Origin of the sequence: Mycolicibacterium holsaticum DSM 44478 = JCM 12374, from assembly GCF_019645835.1 — a bacterium.
Lineage (GTDB): Bacteria > Actinomycetota > Actinomycetes > Mycobacteriales > Mycobacteriaceae > Mycobacterium > Mycobacterium holsaticum.
In genome coordinates this window covers 4,830,558-4,848,664 of record NZ_CP080998.1, presented here as the reverse complement: position 1 = coordinate 4,848,664, position 18,107 = coordinate 4,830,558, and the positions used below count along the sequence as shown (strand labels likewise).

Below are 18,107 nucleotides of genomic sequence, written 5' to 3'. Positions count from 1 at the left end.
GTGATCGATCACTTCGGAATCAACTGTGCGGACTTCCAGAGGTCGCAGGCCTTCTACGACAAGGTGCTCGGCGTGCTGGGTTACACCCGGCAGCTGGACTATCAGGTCGCCGTCGGCTACGGCAGGGACGGCAAGCCCGACTTCTGGATCGCCGACATGAGCAAAGGCGACGCGGCGGGCCCCAACCGCGAGGTGCATTTCGCGTTCTCGGCCGCAGACACCGCCGCGGTGCAGGCCTTCTACGACGCCGCGCTCGAGGCCGGTGCCGAGTCCCTGCACCCACCACGGCTGTGGCCGGAGTACCACCCCGGCTATTACGGCGCGTTCGTGCGTGACCCGGACGGTAACAACGTCGAAGCGGTTTTCCACGGCTTTTCCGGTGACGCGCAGCCCCAGGCGGACTGAGTACCGTCGGGGTATGGCTGACTCTGATGTCTCGGCGGTCCGCGAACTGCTGCGGGACATGTTCACCCGGCAGATCGAGCACGTCGAGGAACTGACCGACGGGTTGAGCGACGAGGTCGCGTTCTACCGCCCGACCGAGAACGCCAACAGCATCTCGTGGCTGATCTGGCACGCCGCGCGGCAGCACGACCTGCAGCTGTGCGCGATCGTGGGCACCGAGCAGGTCTGGTTCCGCGACGGCTGGGTCGACCGGTTCGAGCTGGACCTTCCGCGCGACGCGATGGGCTACGGCGACGGGCCCGAAGAGGTCGCCAAGGTGCGCGCGTCGGCCGACCTGCTGGCCGGCTACTACCGCGCCGTGCACAAGATGACGCTGGAGTACATCGCGTCGGTGACGCCCGACGAGTTGGGCCGCGTCGTCGACGAGCACTGGGATCCGCCGGTCACCGCGGGGGTGCGCCTGGTGAGCATCGTCGACGACGCCGCCCAGCATCTGGGTGCCGCCGCCTACCTGCGCGGTATTGCGTGATCCGGTGGTGGCCGGCGGCCGGTTTGACCGCGATGGTGCTGCTCGGCTGGGTCGTCGGTAAATCCAGCACCGGGCTGGACGACTGGTTTCACCAGTACAGCAACAGCCCGACACGCGACCTACGAGGGTTCACCGACCCGCTGGCGCTGGCCGTGGTGGTGGCGGCCACCGTAGCCTTCGCGCTGTATCGGCGCCGGTGGCTGCTCGCCGGTATCGCGGCCGTGCTGCCGTACGGCGCCTACCTGTTGGTGCAGGTGATCAAGCCGTTCTTCGGCCGGGACAAGGGTGGCGGTCTGGCGTATCCGAGCGGCCACATCACCACGACGACCGTCGTGCTCGGGCTCTTTGTGCTGGTCACCGGATGTGCGTTGTGGGCGTTGGTGTTCGCGACGGTCTATGTCGGGCTGGCGGTGATCGGGGTCGGCACCACCTTCCACTACTTCACCGACACGATCGGCGGGGTGCTGCTGGGAACGTCGCTGGTCTGCATCGCGGCCCTGCTCGCCGCACCGAACTTGACGCGTGTCAACACCCGTGCGACCTGGGTCACACGGGGTGGCTAGCATGGGGTTATGACTGCGACGCCCGACGTTGAGCTGCCCGATACCGGCACCGTCCGCAATCCCGCGACCGGCACCGTCGCCGGCACCGTGCGATGGACCGACCCCGCCGACGTGCCACGGGTCGCCGCGCGGTTGCGCGAGGCGCAGAAGCAGTGGGAGGCGCGCGGCGCCAAAGGGCGGGCCAAGGTGCTGGCCCGTTACGCGGTGTGGATGGGTGAGCACCGCGACGAGATCGAGGCGCTGCTGATCAAGGAGACCGGCAAGTCGGCCACCGACGCCGCCCAAGAGGTGCCGCTGCTGATCATGATCGCCTCCTACTACATCAAGACGATGGAAAAGGCGTTGGCCCCCGAGGCCCGGCCGGCGGCGCTGCCGTTCCTGTCGATCAAGAAGGTCGAGGTGCATTACCGCCCGCGCCCGGTGGTCGGCATCGTCGCGCCGTGGAACTATCCGGTCGCCAACCTGTTGATGGACGGCCTGGCCGCGCTGGCCGCCGGATGCGCGGTGCTGCTCAAACCGTCCGAGCGCACCCCGCTGACCGCCGAGTTGCTGCTGCGCGGCTGGCTGGATTCCGGCGCGCCGGAGGTGATGGCGATCGTGCAGGGCGCGCGCGAGGCGGTCGAGGCCGTCGTCGACAACTCCGACTACGTTCAGTTCACGGGCTCGAGCGCGACGGGCGCGAAGGTGATGGAGCGGGCCGCGCGCCGGCTCACCCCGGTCAGCCTGGAGCTGGGCGGCAAGGACCCGATGATCGTGCTCGAGGATGCCGACATCGAGCTGGCGGCCAACGCCGCGGTGTGGGGCGCGATGTTCAACGCCGGCCAGACGTGTGTATCGGTGGAGCGGGTGTACGCGCTGGAGTCGGTGTACGACGAGTTCGTCGCGGCGGTCGTGCGCGCGGTGGCGAACCTGAAGATGGGTGCGGGCGAGGGATATGACTTCGGCTCGATGATCGATGAGAGCCAGGTCGAGGTGACCGACCGGCACGTCCGCGAGGCGGTGGCCGCCGGCGCGAAGGCGCTCACCGGCGGCAAGCGACCGGACGGCCCTGGCAGTTTCTATCCGCCGACCGTGCTGGTGAACGTGGACCACTCGATGGCGTGCATGACCGAGGAGACGTTCGGCCCGACGCTGCCGATCATGAAGGTGGCCAGTGTGGCCGAAGCGGTCCGGCTGGCAAACGACAGCCCGTACGGCCTGTCGGCATCGGTGTTCTCGAAAGATATCGAACGTGCCAAATCGGTTGCTTTGCAACTGGATTGCGGAGCGGTCAACGTCAACGACGTGATCTCCAACCTGATGTGCACGACGGCGCCGATGGGTGGCTGGAAGACCTCGGGCATCGGGGCGCGGTTCGGCGGTCCCGACGGGGTGCGCAAGTTCTGCCGCCAGGAGGCGGTGGTGGCGCCGCGCACCAACGTCGGCGCGGGCGGAAACTACTACAACAACTCGCTCAAGGCGCTCAAGCGGATGAACAAGCTGATGACCAAGTTGGCGTTGGCCCGACCGCGGCGCGTCGCGAAGTAGCTCGGGCATCGCCGAAACCTCACCGAGGTCTTTGCCCGTCGGCGCAGAAGATCTGCGGCCGAAGGGCTTGAGTAAGTTCGACTAGGGCAACGAGGCGAGGAGGGCACGCGTGCGGCTGGTGGCGACCGTGGTGTTGTGGCTCGTCACCACGGTCCTCCTTGCCGTAGCGGTGCCCGCGATGTGGGCGCAGAGGAACGTCATCAGCGAGGACGGCTACGCCGCGTTCGCGGCCTCGGCCGCCAAAGACCCGCAGTTGCAGAGTGCAATGGCCGCGGAGCTGACCCGGCAGATCATCTCTTTTGCGGCCGACAACGGATACACGCTGAACCGGGACCTGGTTCGCGGCGGCACCGTCGCCTACACCAGCAGCGCCGGGTTTCCCGGGCAGTTCGGTCAAGCCAACCGCATCGCGCACCGCTGGATGTTCACCGACTCCGTCCAACGGGAAGAGGGCTCCGACCGCTGGTTGATCGATATCGCCCCGATGCTCAACGACCCGTCGATCAAGGAGTTGCTCGGTGATATCGACCTGGATGTCCCGCAGACGCTGACCGTCCCGATCACGGTGCCCGAAACCACCGGCCTGTACCCGGGGCGACTACGGCAGGTCTCGACGTGGGGGCCGTGGATCACCGTCGGCGCGACGATCTTGACTGGTGTGTTCGCCCTGTTGACCTTGGCGGCATCCCGATCCCGCGGGAAAACGCTCGCGGCGCTGGGGGTGTCAGCTCTGCTGGTTGGTGCGGCGGGATGGGCCGGGCTGGAGGTGGCGCGCGGCCATGTCAACGACGCGCTCAACCGCACCGCCGGCGACATCCGCCAGATCGCCGACGTGATGGTCAGCCGCGCAGAAGACAGCCTGCACCACTGGCTGAACCTGACGTTGGCCGCCGGCGCCGCGCTGGTGGTGTTCGGGGTGCTGGTGGCGATGTTGGGCGGTTTGCGAAGCCGCGACGCTTAGCCCGCCTTTGCATTGATACCGTCGACTCATGCCGTTCGTCTCGGACATCGTCGGCCCGCAGCTGCCCGTCCAGACATCGCCGCCGCTGGCCACCGGTGCCTTGCGTCGCACCAGCACCATCGACACCCATCCGGACGGTGACGGGAGCTCCGATGTCGACCTGCGCGCCAGCGACGTGGCGGGACGCGGTCCCGACGCGGTGGATACGCTCGGCCACCTCGGGCTGCGCGCGCACCTGACCGGCCGGGTCATCGACGGGATCGCTGCCGTGCCGCCCGACGACCGGCTGAGCCGGCTGATCGGCCACCGCGTCGGTCCCGGGTTCCGTTCGGCGGTGGCTGAGCTGCTCCCCGGCGAAGTCGATCGGGCCAGCCTGCTGCACCTGCTGCTCGACGATTGGGTGGGTGCGGCGCTGGTATCCGGTTATGCGTTGCAGTACAGGGGGATTGAACTCGGCGTCGAGCAGAAGCTGCCGGCAGGTACCGCGGATCGTATGGCGGGTATCTGTGCGGGCTTCGCGCCGGACGCCTCGCTCGTGTCGTATGCCCGCCGCCACGACATCGTCCCGACCGCGCGCGGCCCGCTGGCGCCACCCATCGAGTTGGCGCACGCCGTCGAACCGTTGCGCCCCAACGGGATGCGCAGGTACCGACGACTCGACCTATGCGTGGCCGATGACAGGTCCGCGGACTTCGACGCCCACTTCCGTGACTCGCACATGGACAGCGACGGGGTCGAGACGATCGTGCACGAGTACACCGTTACCGGTTCGGTGGACACGTCCACGCGGACCATTACCGCGGTCACGGCGGACGTGCGGGTGCTGCCGTGGCAGGAATGTCCCGGTGCGATCGCGAGTGCGCAACGTGTGCAGGGGTTTTCGCTGACGGAGCTGCGCGGCCGTATCCGCGGTGAGTTCGTCGGTACGAGCACGTGTACGCACCTCAACGACACACTGCGTGCCATCGGCGATCTCGACGCGCTATTCGACTTGCGCTCAGGGCTCGATGACGTGTGACGGGTCGGGTCGTCTGTCGGACGACGCCTGGCTGTAATCGCCCCAGGGACCGTCGCGTTGTTCAACGGCAGCCCGAACACCTTGTGAGGCAGCTGTTTCGACGAAGCCGAGCGCATCGGGGGTGTTGCGCATCAACCCGTCGAGGATACCGCCCAGCGTTTGGGTCGACGCCAGACCCATGTTCTCGTAGGCCTGGTTGACGATCAGCTTCTGGGCCTGAAGTTGGGACAGCGGAATCTTCGCCAGCTTGGCCGCAACCTCACGGACCCGGGTTTCGAGGTTCTCGAACGGCACCGACTCGTTGATGAGTTCGATTGCGGCAGCTTCTTTTCCGGTCAGTGGTTCACCAGTCAGGGAATGCCACTTTGCCTTCGACAGGCTCAGGCGGTAAAGCCACATGCCGGTCAGGTAGGCGCCCCACATCCGCGCATACGGCGTCCCGATGACGGCGTCGTCGCTGGCGATGACGATGTCGGCGCACAGGGCGTAGTCGCTGGCGCCGCCGACGCACCAGCCGTGCACCTGGGCGACGACGGGTTTGGATGCCCGCCAGATCGCCATGAACTTCTGGTGCGGGCTGGTCTCCCGCGCGCTGACCATCGCGAAATCCTTGCCCGGGTCCCAGCGGCCGTCGGTGTTCATCGCCTCACCCCAGTGGGTGAAGCCGCCGCCGAAATCGTAACCGCCGGAGAACGCGCGGCCGGCCCCGCGCAGGATCATCACCTTGACCGCGGGATCGCGCTCGGCCAGGCCGATTGCCTTCTCGATCTCGTCGGGCATCGGTGGCACGATGGTGTTGAGCTGATCGGGCCGGTTCAGCGTGATCGTCGCGATCGGTGCTTCGGCGGCGTAGAGCAGGGTCTCGAACTGCGGCGTTGTCGGCATCTTTCAAGTTTGGCAGAGGGGTCGATGGTCCAGACCCGTCGTGGCGGAATCTTCAGTTCGGAGCCGGAATCCCGACGTCGTCGAAGGCCTTCGAAATGGCCGCGAGCTTCTTGGCCTTCACTGCTTGTGCACTGCGACGGAACAGGCTCTTGGCAGACAGTTCGAGCGCGTCGCGGCTGGTGCTGAACCCAGATGTAGGCGCCAGCCGTTGCGTGAGCGCAAGGTAGAAAAGCGCAGAAACCTCTTGGGGTGTGAACAACAGGTGCTCCCCGTCTTTGGCCGTGATGATGTTGAAGGCAGCCTTGTTGTGGATTCCGCTGTTCGTGTGTACCCCGCCGAAATCGCCCTCGGTTGCCAGGTAGTCGTTCATATGGTCGGGCTGTCCGCGTCGCGGCGGATCGCTGATGTCCCGTAAGGGAATTCCGGTACCGCTGAGGTCTTCGCCCATCTCCCAGTCCCACTCCTCGATGTCGTCCTCGTGGGCATTGGCGATGATGATGCCGAAAATATCTGAGTAGCTCTCGTTCAGCGCACCGGGCTCATCTTGATATTGCAGCCCCGCGGTGTGGTCGGTGAGCCCGTGGGTCATCTCATGCGCGACGACATCGATTGCTGCTGCGTATGATCGGAGCCTGCCGTCGATCATCCGCTGCCCGTAGACCATTTGGGTCCCGATCCAGGCGGCGTTTCGCCATTGCTTTGGCGTGTTGTCTCGGATCGAACGGCAGTTGATCGATGAAATGAACCGTCCCCCAGTGCCATCCAGACCGTTTCGTTTCAGCGTGTGGAACAGGTAGTCGGCGACCTGCTGCGCATTGGCGTGGGCGCTCACGGCAGCCGAACTCCACGGTTGCGGTGGGTTAGCCACCGGAGCGCCGGGAAGGGCTGCGCGTTGCAGTTCAATTCGACGAAATTCGAAGTCGTAGGTTTCGATGCGACGTTCCGAATCGACTAGCCGGGTATTGCCATTCTCGTCACGCTCGGCGCGCACCCGTCGGCTGTTGCCTAATTCATCGGCGATATCAAGCTCTTCTGGTGTCCACACGATGGATTGTGTACGCGACAGTTTCGTGACCAGTTCTCCAGAATGCGCATCTACCACGTAGTCGAATACTTCGGGAAGTGCGGTCGGTTGGCGGGTGGATGCATGCTCTCCACGCCGCGGAACGTTTGTGGCGATATAGACGAGCCGCCACTTTTCCGCCTTGGTGTCGTAGTAGTAGTTCAACGTGGGTGGCGTCGTAAGTGGAAGGGCGTCCTCACCCGCGTCGCCGATTATTATTTCCTGGGCATCTGCCGGCGATAGCTTGGCGACCGAATCGACGTCCGTGGGTGCGCCGAGCGCGGTATTGACGGCCAGCATTGAATTGTCTTGGTCGAGCTCGATACTGACCAATGAGCCGTACACCGGAATCTTTTGTACTACCTGTTCGAACTTGACCACCGTGGAGTCGGTGAGCGGCACGGTCTCAGTGCTCAGGGTGCGGTACTCCGTCGTCACGCCCTCGTCGGCCAAAGCCGGAATCTGCGGGCTTTCGATCAACTGCGTCAGATACTGGCGTGCGGCCGTCTCGGGATCAAGCTTGTCGCGAGCCAGTGGAGCGACGGCGCTCGATGTCGCCAACTCCTCGTTGATCGCGGCGAGTGTCGGTCCCTGCTGAGAGTCCTCGCTATGGAGTGAGAAGCTGTCGAGGCCGTTGTTGATCATGTTCATCATCTCCTTTATTACAGCCCTAAGTAATTTTGCGTCACCCCTAACTCCTGCGCCTGATATTCCGCATTTATCTGAGAAACTCTATGGTTTTCAACTCCAGTGGAGAATAATCGAGAGACAATGACGGAACGGGCCGCAACTGGTGTGACATATGGTGCCAAACACAAAGGCGATAACGATGAAACTGTTGGTGACCGTTTGCATTCATATATCGCTTATTGGCGTATATCGACGGCGTGAACAATGACGAGCGGTCCGCCGCCCGCGCCGCAGCGTCGTCCGCCGCTTGTCAGCCCTCTTGTTCTGGCGACCGCCGACGCGTCGTCGCCGGATGCCGCCAACGCGATGGTCGCCGATGACGAAGATCGTCGGCTGCTCCTCGTCGAATTGCGGGTGCGCGCCGGCGACGACCCGGAGTCCGTGCGTGAGCGGTTCATCGAACTGTTCGACAGGGTTTTCCGCTCAGGTGATCGGCCGCCGCGGCCGGTGCCGATCGGCCGACACTACATGCGGTGCGCACTGACGCCGGATCAAGTGATCCGGCTGGTACAGGGTGGCGCCAAGTCGGCCGATGCGAAGGCGGCGTTGCGTGCCCTGGAGATCATCTACCACGTATGGCCGGACTTGGTCGTCGACGCGCATCTCGATCGATCGCTGACCACGATCAAGGCCGACGCCGCCTCGCGTACATACAGTTGCGGTGGTGCCGGAGTCGTCTGGGGAATCCTCGATTCCGGCATCGACCGTAACCACCCCCACTTCGCCGAGTACAACACTTTGGCTGGTGACTCAGTCAAGCATCTGCACCGTGATTTCACGCTGCCGGCTACGCTGGGACCACCGCCGGATCCGTTGCGGGATCTGGTCGGCCACGGCACTCATGTGGCAGGAATCGTCGCGGGCTGCTCGCCAAGCGATGCGCGCAGACTGCGCATCGCGTCCAACGAACCCACGGTCGAGGGCTTTCCCCGCTGGTCTGGAAGAACGCTGCCCAAGGGCACAAGTCTGAGTGGGGTGGCGCCGCAAGCTCACCTGGTGAGCCTCAAGGTGCTCGACGACAACGCCAAGACGGTGTCGAGCGTGGTCATCGAGGCGCTCGATTATGTCCGCACTATCAACGGCCAAGGGCGAAGCCTGCAAATCCACGGTGTGAACCTGTCACTCGGCTGCGGTTGGTTGCCCGAGGAGTACGGCGCCGGGCAGAGCCCGCTGTGTAAAGAACTCGACCTCCTCGTCGGGACGGGTGTGGTGGCCGTGGTCAGCGCAGGCAACTCCGGTGCAGCCGGGACGACCAAGCTGGTCAGCAGCGATGTTTATGGGCAGCTGTCCACGATCACCGACCCGGGCAATTCGGCGACCGCCATCACAGTCGGTTCGGTGCATCGGTATCGGCCGCACACGTACGGTGTCACGTTCACCTCATCGAAGGGCCCGACCCTTGACGGTCGACTCAAACCGGACCTCGTCGCTCCCGGCGAACGAATCACCTCCGCCGCCACTGGAGCATTCGCCACCGGGGTGCCACCCCTCACCGCGGAACGCGCCGAGCGACAAAACCTCGCTCGGTATGTCGAGCACAGTGGCACGTCGATGGCCGCTGCGCATGTTTCCGGGATGATCGCCGCATTCCTGTCGGCCAGAGAAGAGTTCATCGGCCAACCGCAGCTGGTGAAGCAGCTGTTGATGGATACCGCATCCGACCTCGGCCGCCACCAGTTTTTTCAGGGCGCCGGGCTGATCGATCTCATGCGTGCCTTGTCCAGCACATGAGAACGAAGGAGAAACAACACTATGCCCACGATCAGCGGCCTGCCCTACTACGAGGTTCATTTCAACGCCGACGGGACGCTGAACGCGTCGGTCGGCAACGGTCACGGTGAGCTGCGCGCCGCCGTGTCCGCAGGCGACATCGATGAACTGTTTGTGTTCGCCCATGGCTGGAACAACGGTGTCGAATCGGCTCGCGACCTGTACGCGGCGATGTTCACCCTCCTCGCCGGCCAACTCGGCGGCGACTTCTCGGGAAGTGCGGTCGTCGGGGTGTTCTGGCCATCGCTTCTCTTCCCGGACGACGATCCGGCGACCGCGACACCGCACCCGTCGACCGGTGCGCAGATCGTCACGGCGCTCGCTCCGGCTTTTCCCGACCAGCAGCAAGATCTGGCGACCATCGGAGCGCTGCTCGACGAAAAGCCCCAAGACCCCGACCGGCTGAGTGAGTTCCAGTCCCTTGCAGCCAATTTGGTGACAACCGCCCCCCAAGGCGACGAGGACACCGGTGAAGCCGCAATGCTCGACGGCGATACCGCCACTGTCATCGGCCAAGGTGTCGCGATGGCACCCAAAGGAGACGGTGACGCACAGGGAATAGGCAACCCGTTCACAGGGCTGTGGTCAGGCGCGCGTGAGGTACTGCGCACCATGAGTTACTACGAGATGAAGAACCGCGCCGGCGTCGTCGGCAAAGACGGGCTGGGTCCGCAGATCGCCGCCCTTACGCCCGCTCCGCGGGTTCACCTGATCGGCCACAGCTTCGGCGCGCGTCTCGTTGCCTACGCATTGGCCGGGATGCCAGAGAATCTCACCGGGTCGGCATCGCCGGTGAAATCAGTGACCTTGATCCAAGGCGCCTTCTCGCACTTCGCCTTCGCCGCCCCGATGCCGATCGACGGCGACCGAAGGGGCGCACTCGCCGGGTTCGCAAATCGGGTGGACGGCCCGCTGCTTGCGACCTTTACCTCCGCAGATCGCGCCGTCGGATGGTGGTATCCGACCGCGAGCATGCTGGCGCGTCAAGACAATGAAGCAGTCGATGACCTCGTGTATCGATGGGGTGCCATGGGACGGGACGGATTTCAACAGAATCCGGCGGCCGTGGTGACCCCGCTGGCCGCTGCAGGTCATGTCTATGACTTCGATCCGGGCGGCTTCTACGCGGTGGATGCCAACGCGGTCATCAAGGCGAACCAGTCAGCGTTCTCCGGAGCCCACAGCGATATCCGGCATCCCGAGGTGATGTGGGCAGTGGCCGCAGCGGCCGGACGCACTTAGACAGGTCGATTCGGGCGTGACGAGTCGCAGGCGAAGCGCCCCCGACGACGCCAGGTCGCGGCACGGTGTGTACACCGTCGTCGCCGTCCAGATCTGGGGACGGCTCCTCAACGACTGGATAGCTCACCTGCCGGACTTCGAAATCATCGGCAGCGCCACCAACGGCGTGGAAGCCGTGGCCGAGTTGCAGCGATCGGATCGGCCGATCCAGATCGTCGTGATTGACGCCGGAGGCCGCTTCGCCCTCGAAACAGCCGCGGCGATAAGGCAGGCCGACGCAAGCAAGCGGCTGGTGGCAGTCAACGTCGGTGAAGATCCGGATCGAGCCGTCGTCTGGGCCACGACGGGCGCGCTGGGTCTTGTCGGTTCAAGCGCATCGCTGGACGAACTCAGCGCAACTCTCCGGGAGGTGGCGGCGGGCCAGGCTGGGTGTTCCGTCGGAATTTCCGGGGCGTTGGTTCGAGGCGTCGGCAACAACGGCGTTGCCCGGCTGCATCGAAACGGCGCACCGCTTACGGCTCGCGAACTGGAGATCGCACGCCTCGTGGCCAACGGTTTGACGAACCATGAGATTGCCACCCGACTGCAGATCTCCACGGGCACCGTCAAGAGCCATGTCCACAACATCATCCGAAAGCTTGGCGTGGGCCGGCGCGCGCACATACGCCAGAAGCTCAACCCGGAAAATCCACTACCCCCGCACCGTGATGCAGCACCGAACGGGGGAACTGAGTGACCGTGCATCCGTCGGCAATGGGTGGCACCGGTCCCATCTACGCCGTCGGAACAATCGGGTTTGATTTCGGTACGCAGGCGCGTCGAGACAGCATCGGCGAGGAGATGCATTTGGCCCAGATCCGTGGCAACCCAGACGATCCGGTTCAACTACGCAGACTTCTGAGGTTCCGACCCTGGTTGGTGGACAAGGTCATCTGGGTTCTGAAGGTGGACCGCATTGCCCTTTATGCACTCGAGCCTGAACGAGCACACCGCGGCAACTGGCAGGAATTCGTTGCCGGCGAGGTTTCTCAAGTTCTGTCCACCCTCGCCCGCGCGATCGACGGCCAGGCCGCACCCGCCAGCAGTGACAGTTACGTCTCGCGGGTTTCGTTAGCAGGATGGCTCACGACGCGCACGGCCCGGCTGATATCAGGGCAGGTTCTGCCGGTGGTGGAGGTGGCTGCGAGGCGCATTGACCTGTGGCTCGAGAACGTGATCGTCGACTCGGCGGTCTCGGCCTTCCTCGAGGATCCGCGGCTCGCGCAGAGGACCGGTGTCGATGTCCGGGACACGGCCGATTCGGTGGTGCGTGCCGTGCTGAACAAGACCTATGCCGAACTTCGCAACGGTGGACACACGCCTGCGGACCGGGCGTTGAACTTCCTCGGAACGGGACTTGTGCATGCCAGTCGATTCTTCAAAGAGCCATTGTTTGCCGGATGGGAGCTCGACGATGTCCCGGCATCGCACGAGCTCGCGTCCGAAAGTCTGAATCTCTATACGCTGGGCCGAGTCGTGGTGTCCAGAAGTCCTGTCGGATCGTTGTATTCAGACAGCTGGGACGTGACCCTGGTGTTTTTCGACCCTCGCGCACCGCAGCGAGCCAAGGCTTGTTACGTCTTCACGGTCGATGTGCGTGATCAACTGCCGGTATTGCGACCGCACTACCACAGGTTCATTTCCAGCAGCAGGTTCGCTTGCTAGCGATCCATTAAAGACGTTGTGACACAATGCATATTGAGCTACCCTTGGGAGATGTACCATGGCGGGGCCTTCGGGGGCGTCGGCGAATACATCTCGTATCTCGATGATGCGGAGACCATCGCGACAGCGCCGAAGAGAGCCAGCATTTCAGCGCTGGCGTTGCTTCCCGGAGACGCCGTGCTCGACGTCGGGTGCGGAACCGGTGGCGATGTCCGCCATCTCGCGGAGTCAGTGGGCGCGACGGGACGAGCGGTCGGGTTAGACGAAAGCCCGGAGATGATCGCTACGGCAGGATCACGTGCAGCGGCTTGGCCCAATGTCGAGTTCATCGTCGGTGACGCCGCGGAAATGCCCTTCGCCGATGACGAGTTCGCCGCCGCTCGAGTTGAACGCGCACTCCAGCACATGCGGGATCCCGCATCTGCCGTAGCCGAGATGGCCAGGGTGGTGCGGTCAGGCGGGCGGATCGTCGCGATGGAACCGGACTGGGACACCCTCGCCATCAGCGCGGCCAATCTCGAGATCACCCGCAAGGTCGTGCGGAAGTCGGCGGAACGGTTCCGCCATCCCGACTCGGGCCGCAGGCTACCGGAATGGTTCGCCCGCGCAGGTATCGACATTCTCCGCGTGGAGGCGTCGGCCGTCCCGATCCGAAGCGTCGAGGTCGCCGACGAGGCGTTCAGGCTGACGCCGGTCGCTCGTGCGCTCGGCGCGGAGGACTGGCTGGAAGACCTGCGTGTACGTGAGATGCACAATGCGTTCATCGCCTACTCGATGGGTGTCGGCGTGGTCGGTCAGGTGCGTTGAAGCGACGCATAGCTGTCCCAGTCATCACCTAGTAGTCCCCGGATCTCGTGTAACGGCCGTGGCTGCCAACCCATCGACCTGGTCGCCTTGGGATGACTGTTGTCCTCATGCAGGATCGCCACCAACAGGGCGTCATCGTTGTCGCAGAACACGGTGTTCGAAGCATGGCTCCGAACGAACCTGATGTCTTCACCGGTGGTCACCGGGTCAAATGGATGAGCACGCCACGCGTCACGCGTGTAGCACAGTCCGCTGCCGGCCACCCAGGGCCGGTGCGCATTCTGCGGATAAACATAGCGCCAGCACTGATTGCGGGCCGGCGCGTAGAACCGTACCCGCCGCGGGCCGCAGACCTCGGCGCCATGTCTGTGAAGTCGGGCGATCTGCGTGCCGAGGCGATCGGATGGGTACCAGTCATCATCGTCCCAGTGGGCGATGATATCGCCGCGCGCAAGTTCACAGGCCTGGTTCCGCTTCTCGCCCAGCGGAATTGGGTGCCGCAACCGCACATAGCGAACCCGGTCATCCGTGGCGGCCAGATCTTGCACCGGTGTTTCACCATCATCGATGATCACCAGCTCACGGGGCTCATAACTCTGGCGGAGGAAATAGGTCAAGGCGCGGCGGACGAACGACCGCCTGGCACCCGTCGGCATGATGCACGTCACAAGGGGATGTTCCGATTCCCGGATCTTTGAATAAAAGTGCCGGTCCGCTGACGAGAAGCGCGGCTCGTCTGCAACCCGCCATCCATCGCCGTTGCCGCACTGAAAGTTCCAGGAGTTGTGGCCGTGGCGAACGTACATGAACAGCCCCGACCCGTCGACCCGGGCCAGGCGGGATTTCCGCCGTAGCGCCGAAGCCACAAACCCGGCGTCTTCGGCGAGTGACGCATCGGGGAACCGAACCGAGCCGCCCCAAAGAGTACGCCGGAACACCAGCGTCCCCGCAGCGACGTCCTGAAGAAACATGCGTCGGTGCAACGTTGGGGACACACGCCAGAATGTCCAGCTGTGCACATCGAAGAACAATGAAGCGGTGAGCGCCGAGATGTCAGCGTCGCCGTCGATCAGCGGAGCGAGTTGTGCCGAGAGTCGCTGCGGACCGTACCAATCGTCGTCATCCCACAGCGCGATGAATTCGCCTTTGGCGGCCGCGCACGCCCGATTGCGCTTGGCGCCGATCGTTTCGCCGCCGTTGGCTTCGAGGAAACGCACTCCCGGTGGAAACACACCGGACATCTGGTCACCAACGATGATCAGTTCACGAGTCGGATAGTCCTGCGCCGCGAATAGTCTGATCGCTTGGCGCACGAAATGCGGCCGCCTGCATGTTGGCATCACGCAGCTGACGAGCGGCGATGCGGGTGTCATGATCGACAGAGGGTGCACCGGCGAGATCTCGCCGATGCACCCTCGACGGTTTCAGATCAGGCCGGCCAGCGCGGGCAGCGCAACAGGGGCGGCGGCTTTGGCCACATCTCCGAGGACGTCCCAGAACCCTGAGGCCTGGACACCGGAACTCGCGGCGAATGCCATCGCACCCGCTGGAGTGCGGTCGATCGGAGCGGATTGTGCCGGAAGGATATTGGTTGTGCTGGACATTGATAACTCCTATGTGATGAGTGGAAATCGTGCCGCAATGACTACTCCGATGAGCGTTTGTCCCTTCCCTTTCTGTCGGCGTTTCACCGGAGTGAAATCACCATCGCCCGCAGCCGGCCATTGCGTACGACGCGAGTGTCGGACATATCGCCACACTGAACGGTGCGGCAAGGGAGAAGGGCCGACAGGGATCGTTGGGGTCCAAGCCGAACGGCCCGAACCTCGACATCCGAATGATCTTCTTCTTGCCGTCGATGTCAACGAATGTGCGGTCCCAGAGGGTGACGTGTAACTGCGGTGTGCCGTCGAGGTTGCGAGCCGACGGGGAACGGTCGACGGGTGGTGCCTGGACCGGCAGATACGGTGTTTCGGGTGCCCGTTCGAGTGCCATGAACTCCCGCCGCCGGGCGACAACGACTTGCGTTGGTGAGTGCTTGAGTGCAGAGGGAAGCGGGCGCACCTCCATCGTGCCCTCCGGGGCAAGCGCATTCAGCCGAAACACTGCGGCCGGGCTCGTCGAATCGGTCATGTCGCCTCCGTCGGATCAAGGTTTGTCAGGGGCCTAGGGTCTGCCCGGCGCGGCGCATCGGCGCTGCTGCCCGCCGATGCGCCGCAGAGCACTCAGATCATGCCGGCCAGAGATGACAATGCGGCGCTGCCTGCGGCCTTGCCGACGTCACCCAGTACGTCCCAGAAGCCCGACGCGTCGACACCGGTTTGGTCTGCGAAAGCTGCTGCGCCAGAAGGTGTGCGGTCTATCGGGGCGGCCTGAATCGGAAGCATGGTTGTGGTGGACATTGCTTACTCCTTGGTGATGAGAACTTATCCGTGTGATGCAGCGATGACGTATTAGCTGATGGTCAACTCCTTTCAGGGTCTCCGTCAGAACCCGCTGATGCCTTGATTCAGGTAGCAGATTGAGCGGGCAGGACCTGTGAGGTCTCCGCAGCTGCGAGACGCGGTGACCCCAGCAGAATCCGGTCTACCGCCGGCCTCGGCTTGTCGCGGAATGCCCGGCGACTGCAGCGGGATGAGTTCTGAGCGCTTCTTGGGTTGCATGGCTTAGCCTCCGCCTAATAGGTACTGATGTGTCGGCGACAGCGCCACAGGAAGCTCGTCGCTGACGTCGACCGTGGTTTGGTACACGACCCGCGCGCGTCGATCGTTGTCGGGTGCGAAGAACGTGAACCGCACGTCCCAGCAATCCGAATCGATTCGGCAGTACGGGCTTCGGACCGCGCTGATGCTCTCGAGGGAGTACAGGACCGTCGTGTCGCTGTCGGCGACCTCCCCGGACAGAAGTCCTTGTGCGATGACCGACGTGTAGTTGAACGCGTTGGTCGCCATGTAATTGATCGCGCGGTCCTGCGGCGACGTGCCCAGGTTGCGCAGTTCGTAGTACACCTTGTCCAGCATCTGGCGCACTTTTTGCTCCAGGCGGCGCTGCGCGGCGTCCTCATCAGCCACACCGACGGCGCTGAGCACGGACGGCAGATCGATCGACTCCACCACGGCGTTGACAAGCGCCTGTTCGCTCCAAGCGGCCAACCCCCGACGCTGTACCACGACAACCGGGACCACCTGCCCGGAGTAGAGCCGGACCGTTCGATCGGTCAGCACACCGGGCAGCGACACGCGGGATACGAAGTTCTCGTCGAATGCGGGCAGAACCTGGTTTCGCAGGATTGTCCGGAACAGTTCGTAGACGCGTTCGGCGTAGGTGACCTCTGCCTCGACGGCGTAAACCGGCGTCAGATCGAGGTTCACCGTCCATATCACCTTCGTGCAATCCCACGGATTGCTGTCGAGGTAGTCGGCGAGTTGGGTGGCGTCATATGGATTTGGTTCCCGTTGTATGGGTGGTGAATCGAAGCTTTCGGTCACCGGCATCAGCTGGCGGAATGTGTCGCGACGGGCCTCGGTGCCGAAGTCGAAGCCGATGTTGCCGATCGCGAAGACGCGCGCGACCGGTGTCGGATTCGCCGCGACCGGTGGCGTCGGCGCTTCACCAGACGGTTTCGTTCCGCACGAGCAGCCACCGCCACCCGACGCAACGACGGCGGGCGCTGCGGCCACCGGCGCGGGGATCGCGACCGGAGGAGCTTCGGATGCGATCACGGCCGCTTCAGGTGGGCTCGGTGCCACCGCAACCGCGGGAGCTGTCATGGCGGGCGGTGGTGGCTGCGCAGGCATGCTTGGGGGCGGCGGACCCGGGTCCATCGGGGGAAGCTCACCGCCGCCCGGTGCGGCGCCGGCAGGTACGACTCCGGCGACCGGCGTGGCCATTGCGCCTCCCGGTGCGGCCATGTGTGTGGCATACAGTCCACTTATTTGGGTCACTTCGCCTCCTCGTGTGATGAGTTCGTGCGCGCCCCGTACGTTTAAAATCCCGCCGAGACAGCGCGATAACCGGTCCGGTTCGCCTTCGACGCATGGCAACGCGCTCTTCAAGATCGCCTCGCGCACGGCGGTGATGTCGGTTGTGCCGAACAACCGCAGCTGTTCACAGAGCATCAGGGCAGCTAGGGCGCTGACTATGGGTGTTGCGAAGCTTGATCCGGTGTAGGTCGTGATCGCGCCACCGGGTACCGCGCCGGGGATCTTCTCTCCCGGCGCGAGCACGCCGTGTGCGGAGTACGAGCTGCCGAAGTTGCTTGACGGCACGGGGTCGCCTGAACGACCGAGGGCTCCCACGGCCAGCACCGTCGGGATCGCCGCCGGGACGTGGACGCAGTCACAGCTGTCGTTGCCGGTGGCCGCGACGACCAACACACCACTCTGCTCGCAGAGATCGATCGCGCGAGCGAGCAAGGGGTCTGGGTCCCCGCCGGAGACCCGCTCCCCACCGCTGATGTTGATTACCTGCGCGCCTTCGTTGACGCTGCGTTCGATCGCACGCGCGAGATCGAGTTGCGAAAGGTATCCACTGTTGTCACGGAACACCGGGGCGACCACGCCGCGGCACCCGGATGCCAAGCCGAGGGTTCCGTTGAGGGGTTGGCCGAAGACCACGCTGGCCACGTGCGTGCCGTGCGCCGACATCGGGCCGGGGCCGGCCTGGTCGCCGACCAGCGTATCTACCCGCCGTAGGGTTGCACCACGAAAACACGGGTGGCCTAGATCAACTGGGCCGTCGAGGATCGCGACGCATATGTCAGGGTTAGGCGGTATCTGATCGCGCAGCGCGCTGAGCTCGCTGAGGATCATGGAGGTATGCCCCGGGCCCAGCGGGTCGGAAACCGCTTGCGCGGTCATCACCTCAGCCATGGCGCAATGCTGCTCGTCAACACAGCGGCAGACAATTCCCCGTAGGGTCGATCTTTGGCCGTGCACCCTGGC

Annotated in this window: 17 protein-coding genes; 11 read left to right on the top strand and 6 right to left on the bottom strand. The window is 64.3% G+C overall.

The features are described 5' to 3' along the window. From K3U96_RS23415 to K3U96_RS23390, 6 genes are all read left to right on the top strand, one after another. A complete protein-coding gene (locus K3U96_RS23415) occupies positions 1-405 on the top strand; it encodes a VOC family protein (protein WP_220691245.1) in 405 nt (134 codons plus the stop codon). Positions 406-418: 13 nt separating this feature from the next. Further along, positions 419-934, top strand: a complete 516-nt coding sequence (locus K3U96_RS23410) for a mycothiol transferase (RefSeq protein WP_220691244.1) — start codon at positions 419-421, stop codon at positions 932-934. Beyond that, positions 931-1,497, top strand: coding sequence for a phosphatase PAP2 family protein (locus tag K3U96_RS23405; RefSeq protein ID WP_230982260.1), 567 nt, complete (start codon positions 931-933; stop codon positions 1,495-1,497). Before K3U96_RS23410 ends, K3U96_RS23405 begins: the two co-directional genes overlap by 4 nt. A gap of 9 nt (positions 1,498-1,506) precedes the next feature. Then, positions 1,507-3,024, top strand: coding sequence for an aldehyde dehydrogenase family protein (locus K3U96_RS23400; protein WP_220691243.1), 1,518 nt, complete (start codon positions 1,507-1,509; stop codon positions 3,022-3,024). A 109-nt stretch (positions 3,025-3,133) separates the two neighbouring features. After that, the gene (locus K3U96_RS23395; protein ID WP_220691242.1) at positions 3,134-3,985 is read left to right on the top strand and encodes a hypothetical protein; all 852 of its coding nucleotides are present in this window, start codon (positions 3,134-3,136) and stop codon (positions 3,983-3,985) included. Positions 3,986-4,013: 28 nt separating this feature from the next. Next, positions 4,014-5,003 (top strand): DUF2889 domain-containing protein, encoded by a 990-nt coding sequence (locus K3U96_RS23390; RefSeq protein WP_220691241.1) that lies wholly within the window; start codon positions 4,014-4,016, stop codon positions 5,001-5,003. Here the strand turns inward: K3U96_RS23390 and K3U96_RS23385 are convergent. Then, entirely contained in the window at positions 4,983-5,888 is a 906-nt protein-coding gene (locus tag K3U96_RS23385; protein WP_220691240.1) for a crotonase/enoyl-CoA hydratase family protein, read from the bottom strand. The two genes, K3U96_RS23390 and K3U96_RS23385, sit on opposite strands and share 21 nt — an antisense overlap. A 52-nt stretch (positions 5,889-5,940) precedes the next feature. Continuing rightward, positions 5,941-7,605, bottom strand: coding sequence for a M4 family metallopeptidase (locus K3U96_RS23380; RefSeq protein WP_230982259.1), 1,665 nt, complete (start codon positions 7,603-7,605; stop codon positions 5,941-5,943). A 240-nt stretch (positions 7,606-7,845) separates the two neighbouring features. Here K3U96_RS23380 and K3U96_RS23375 point away from each other — a divergent pair, with 240 nt between their 5' ends. The 5 genes from K3U96_RS23375 to K3U96_RS23355 all read left to right on the top strand — a co-directional run bounded on the left by K3U96_RS23375 (position 7,846) and on the right by K3U96_RS23355 (position 13,164). Further along, positions 7,846-9,372 (top strand): S8 family peptidase, encoded by a 1,527-nt coding sequence (locus K3U96_RS23375; RefSeq protein ID WP_220691239.1) that lies wholly within the window; start codon positions 7,846-7,848, stop codon positions 9,370-9,372. A 21-nt stretch (positions 9,373-9,393) separates the two neighbouring features. After that, on the top strand, positions 9,394-10,653 hold the full coding sequence (locus K3U96_RS23370; protein WP_220691238.1) for an alpha/beta hydrolase family protein: 1,260 nt from the start codon (positions 9,394-9,396) through the stop codon (positions 10,651-10,653). Positions 10,654-10,720: 67 nt separating this feature from the next. Next, a complete protein-coding gene (locus K3U96_RS23365; RefSeq protein WP_069404664.1) occupies positions 10,721-11,389 on the top strand; it encodes a LuxR C-terminal-related transcriptional regulator in 669 nt (222 codons plus the stop codon). Continuing rightward, positions 11,386-12,357, top strand: coding sequence for a cyanobactin maturation protease PatG family protein (locus tag K3U96_RS23360; RefSeq protein ID WP_220691237.1), 972 nt, complete (start codon positions 11,386-11,388; stop codon positions 12,355-12,357). The genes K3U96_RS23365 and K3U96_RS23360 overlap by 4 nt, the downstream gene beginning before the upstream one ends. A gap of 51 nt (positions 12,358-12,408) precedes the next feature. Next, entirely contained in the window at positions 12,409-13,164 is a 756-nt protein-coding gene (locus K3U96_RS23355; protein ID WP_069404666.1) for a methyltransferase domain-containing protein, read from the top strand. Here K3U96_RS23355 and K3U96_RS23350 read toward each other — a convergent pair. The 4 genes from K3U96_RS23350 to K3U96_RS23335 all read right to left on the bottom strand — a co-directional run bounded on the left by K3U96_RS23350 (position 13,152) and on the right by K3U96_RS23335 (position 18,035). Then, the gene (locus K3U96_RS23350) at positions 13,152-14,537 is read right to left on the bottom strand and encodes a glycosyltransferase family 2 protein (RefSeq protein ID WP_220691236.1); all 1,386 of its coding nucleotides are present in this window, start codon (positions 14,535-14,537) and stop codon (positions 13,152-13,154) included. The two genes, K3U96_RS23355 and K3U96_RS23350, sit on opposite strands and share 13 nt — an antisense overlap. A 328-nt stretch (positions 14,538-14,865) precedes the next feature. Next, complete coding sequence (locus K3U96_RS23345; protein ID WP_131815072.1) at positions 14,866-15,297, bottom strand: hypothetical protein; 432 nt, start codon at positions 15,295-15,297, stop codon at positions 14,866-14,868. Positions 15,298-15,389: 92 nt separating this feature from the next. Then, a complete protein-coding gene (locus K3U96_RS23340; RefSeq protein ID WP_165614109.1) occupies positions 15,390-15,566 on the bottom strand; it encodes a hypothetical protein in 177 nt (58 codons plus the stop codon). A 264-nt stretch (positions 15,567-15,830) separates the two neighbouring features. After that, the gene (locus K3U96_RS23335) at positions 15,831-18,035 is read right to left on the bottom strand and encodes a PatA/PatG family cyanobactin maturation protease (RefSeq protein WP_220691235.1); all 2,205 of its coding nucleotides are present in this window, start codon (positions 18,033-18,035) and stop codon (positions 15,831-15,833) included. Positions 18,036-18,107: the final 72 nt, after the last annotated feature.

Bases quoted from the DNA above. Each gene is read 5' to 3' on its own strand.
- K3U96_RS23410 (WP_220691244.1), top strand. From the start codon at position 419: ATGGCTGACTCTGATGTCTCGGCGGTCCGCGAACTGCTGCGGGACATG.
- K3U96_RS23400 (WP_220691243.1), top strand. From the start codon at position 1,507: ATGACTGCGACGCCCGACGTTGAGCTGCCCGATACCGGCACCGTCCGC.
- K3U96_RS23390 (WP_220691241.1), top strand. From the start codon at position 4,014: ATGCCGTTCGTCTCGGACATCGTCGGCCCGCAGCTGCCCGTCCAGACA.
- K3U96_RS23385 (WP_220691240.1), bottom strand. From the start codon at position 5,888: ATGCCGACAACGCCGCAGTTCGAGACCCTGCTCTACGCCGCCGAAGCA.
- K3U96_RS23380 (WP_230982259.1), bottom strand. From the start codon at position 7,605: ATGATGAACATGATCAACAACGGCCTCGACAGCTTCTCACTCCATAGC.
- K3U96_RS23375 (WP_220691239.1), top strand. From the start codon at position 7,846: ATGACGAGCGGTCCGCCGCCCGCGCCGCAGCGTCGTCCGCCGCTTGTC.
- K3U96_RS23370 (WP_220691238.1), top strand. From the start codon at position 9,394: ATGCCCACGATCAGCGGCCTGCCCTACTACGAGGTTCATTTCAACGCC.
- K3U96_RS23355 (WP_069404666.1), top strand. From the start codon at position 12,409: ATGTACCATGGCGGGGCCTTCGGGGGCGTCGGCGAATACATCTCGTAT.
- K3U96_RS23350 (WP_220691236.1), bottom strand. From the start codon at position 14,537: ATGACACCCGCATCGCCGCTCGTCAGCTGCGTGATGCCAACATGCAGG.
- K3U96_RS23345 (WP_131815072.1), bottom strand. From the start codon at position 15,297: ATGACCGATTCGACGAGCCCGGCCGCAGTGTTTCGGCTGAATGCGCTT.
- K3U96_RS23340 (WP_165614109.1), bottom strand. From the start codon at position 15,566: ATGTCCACCACAACCATGCTTCCGATTCAGGCCGCCCCGATAGACCGC.
- K3U96_RS23335 (WP_220691235.1), bottom strand. From the start codon at position 18,035: ATGGCTGAGGTGATGACCGCGCAAGCGGTTTCCGACCCGCTGGGCCCG.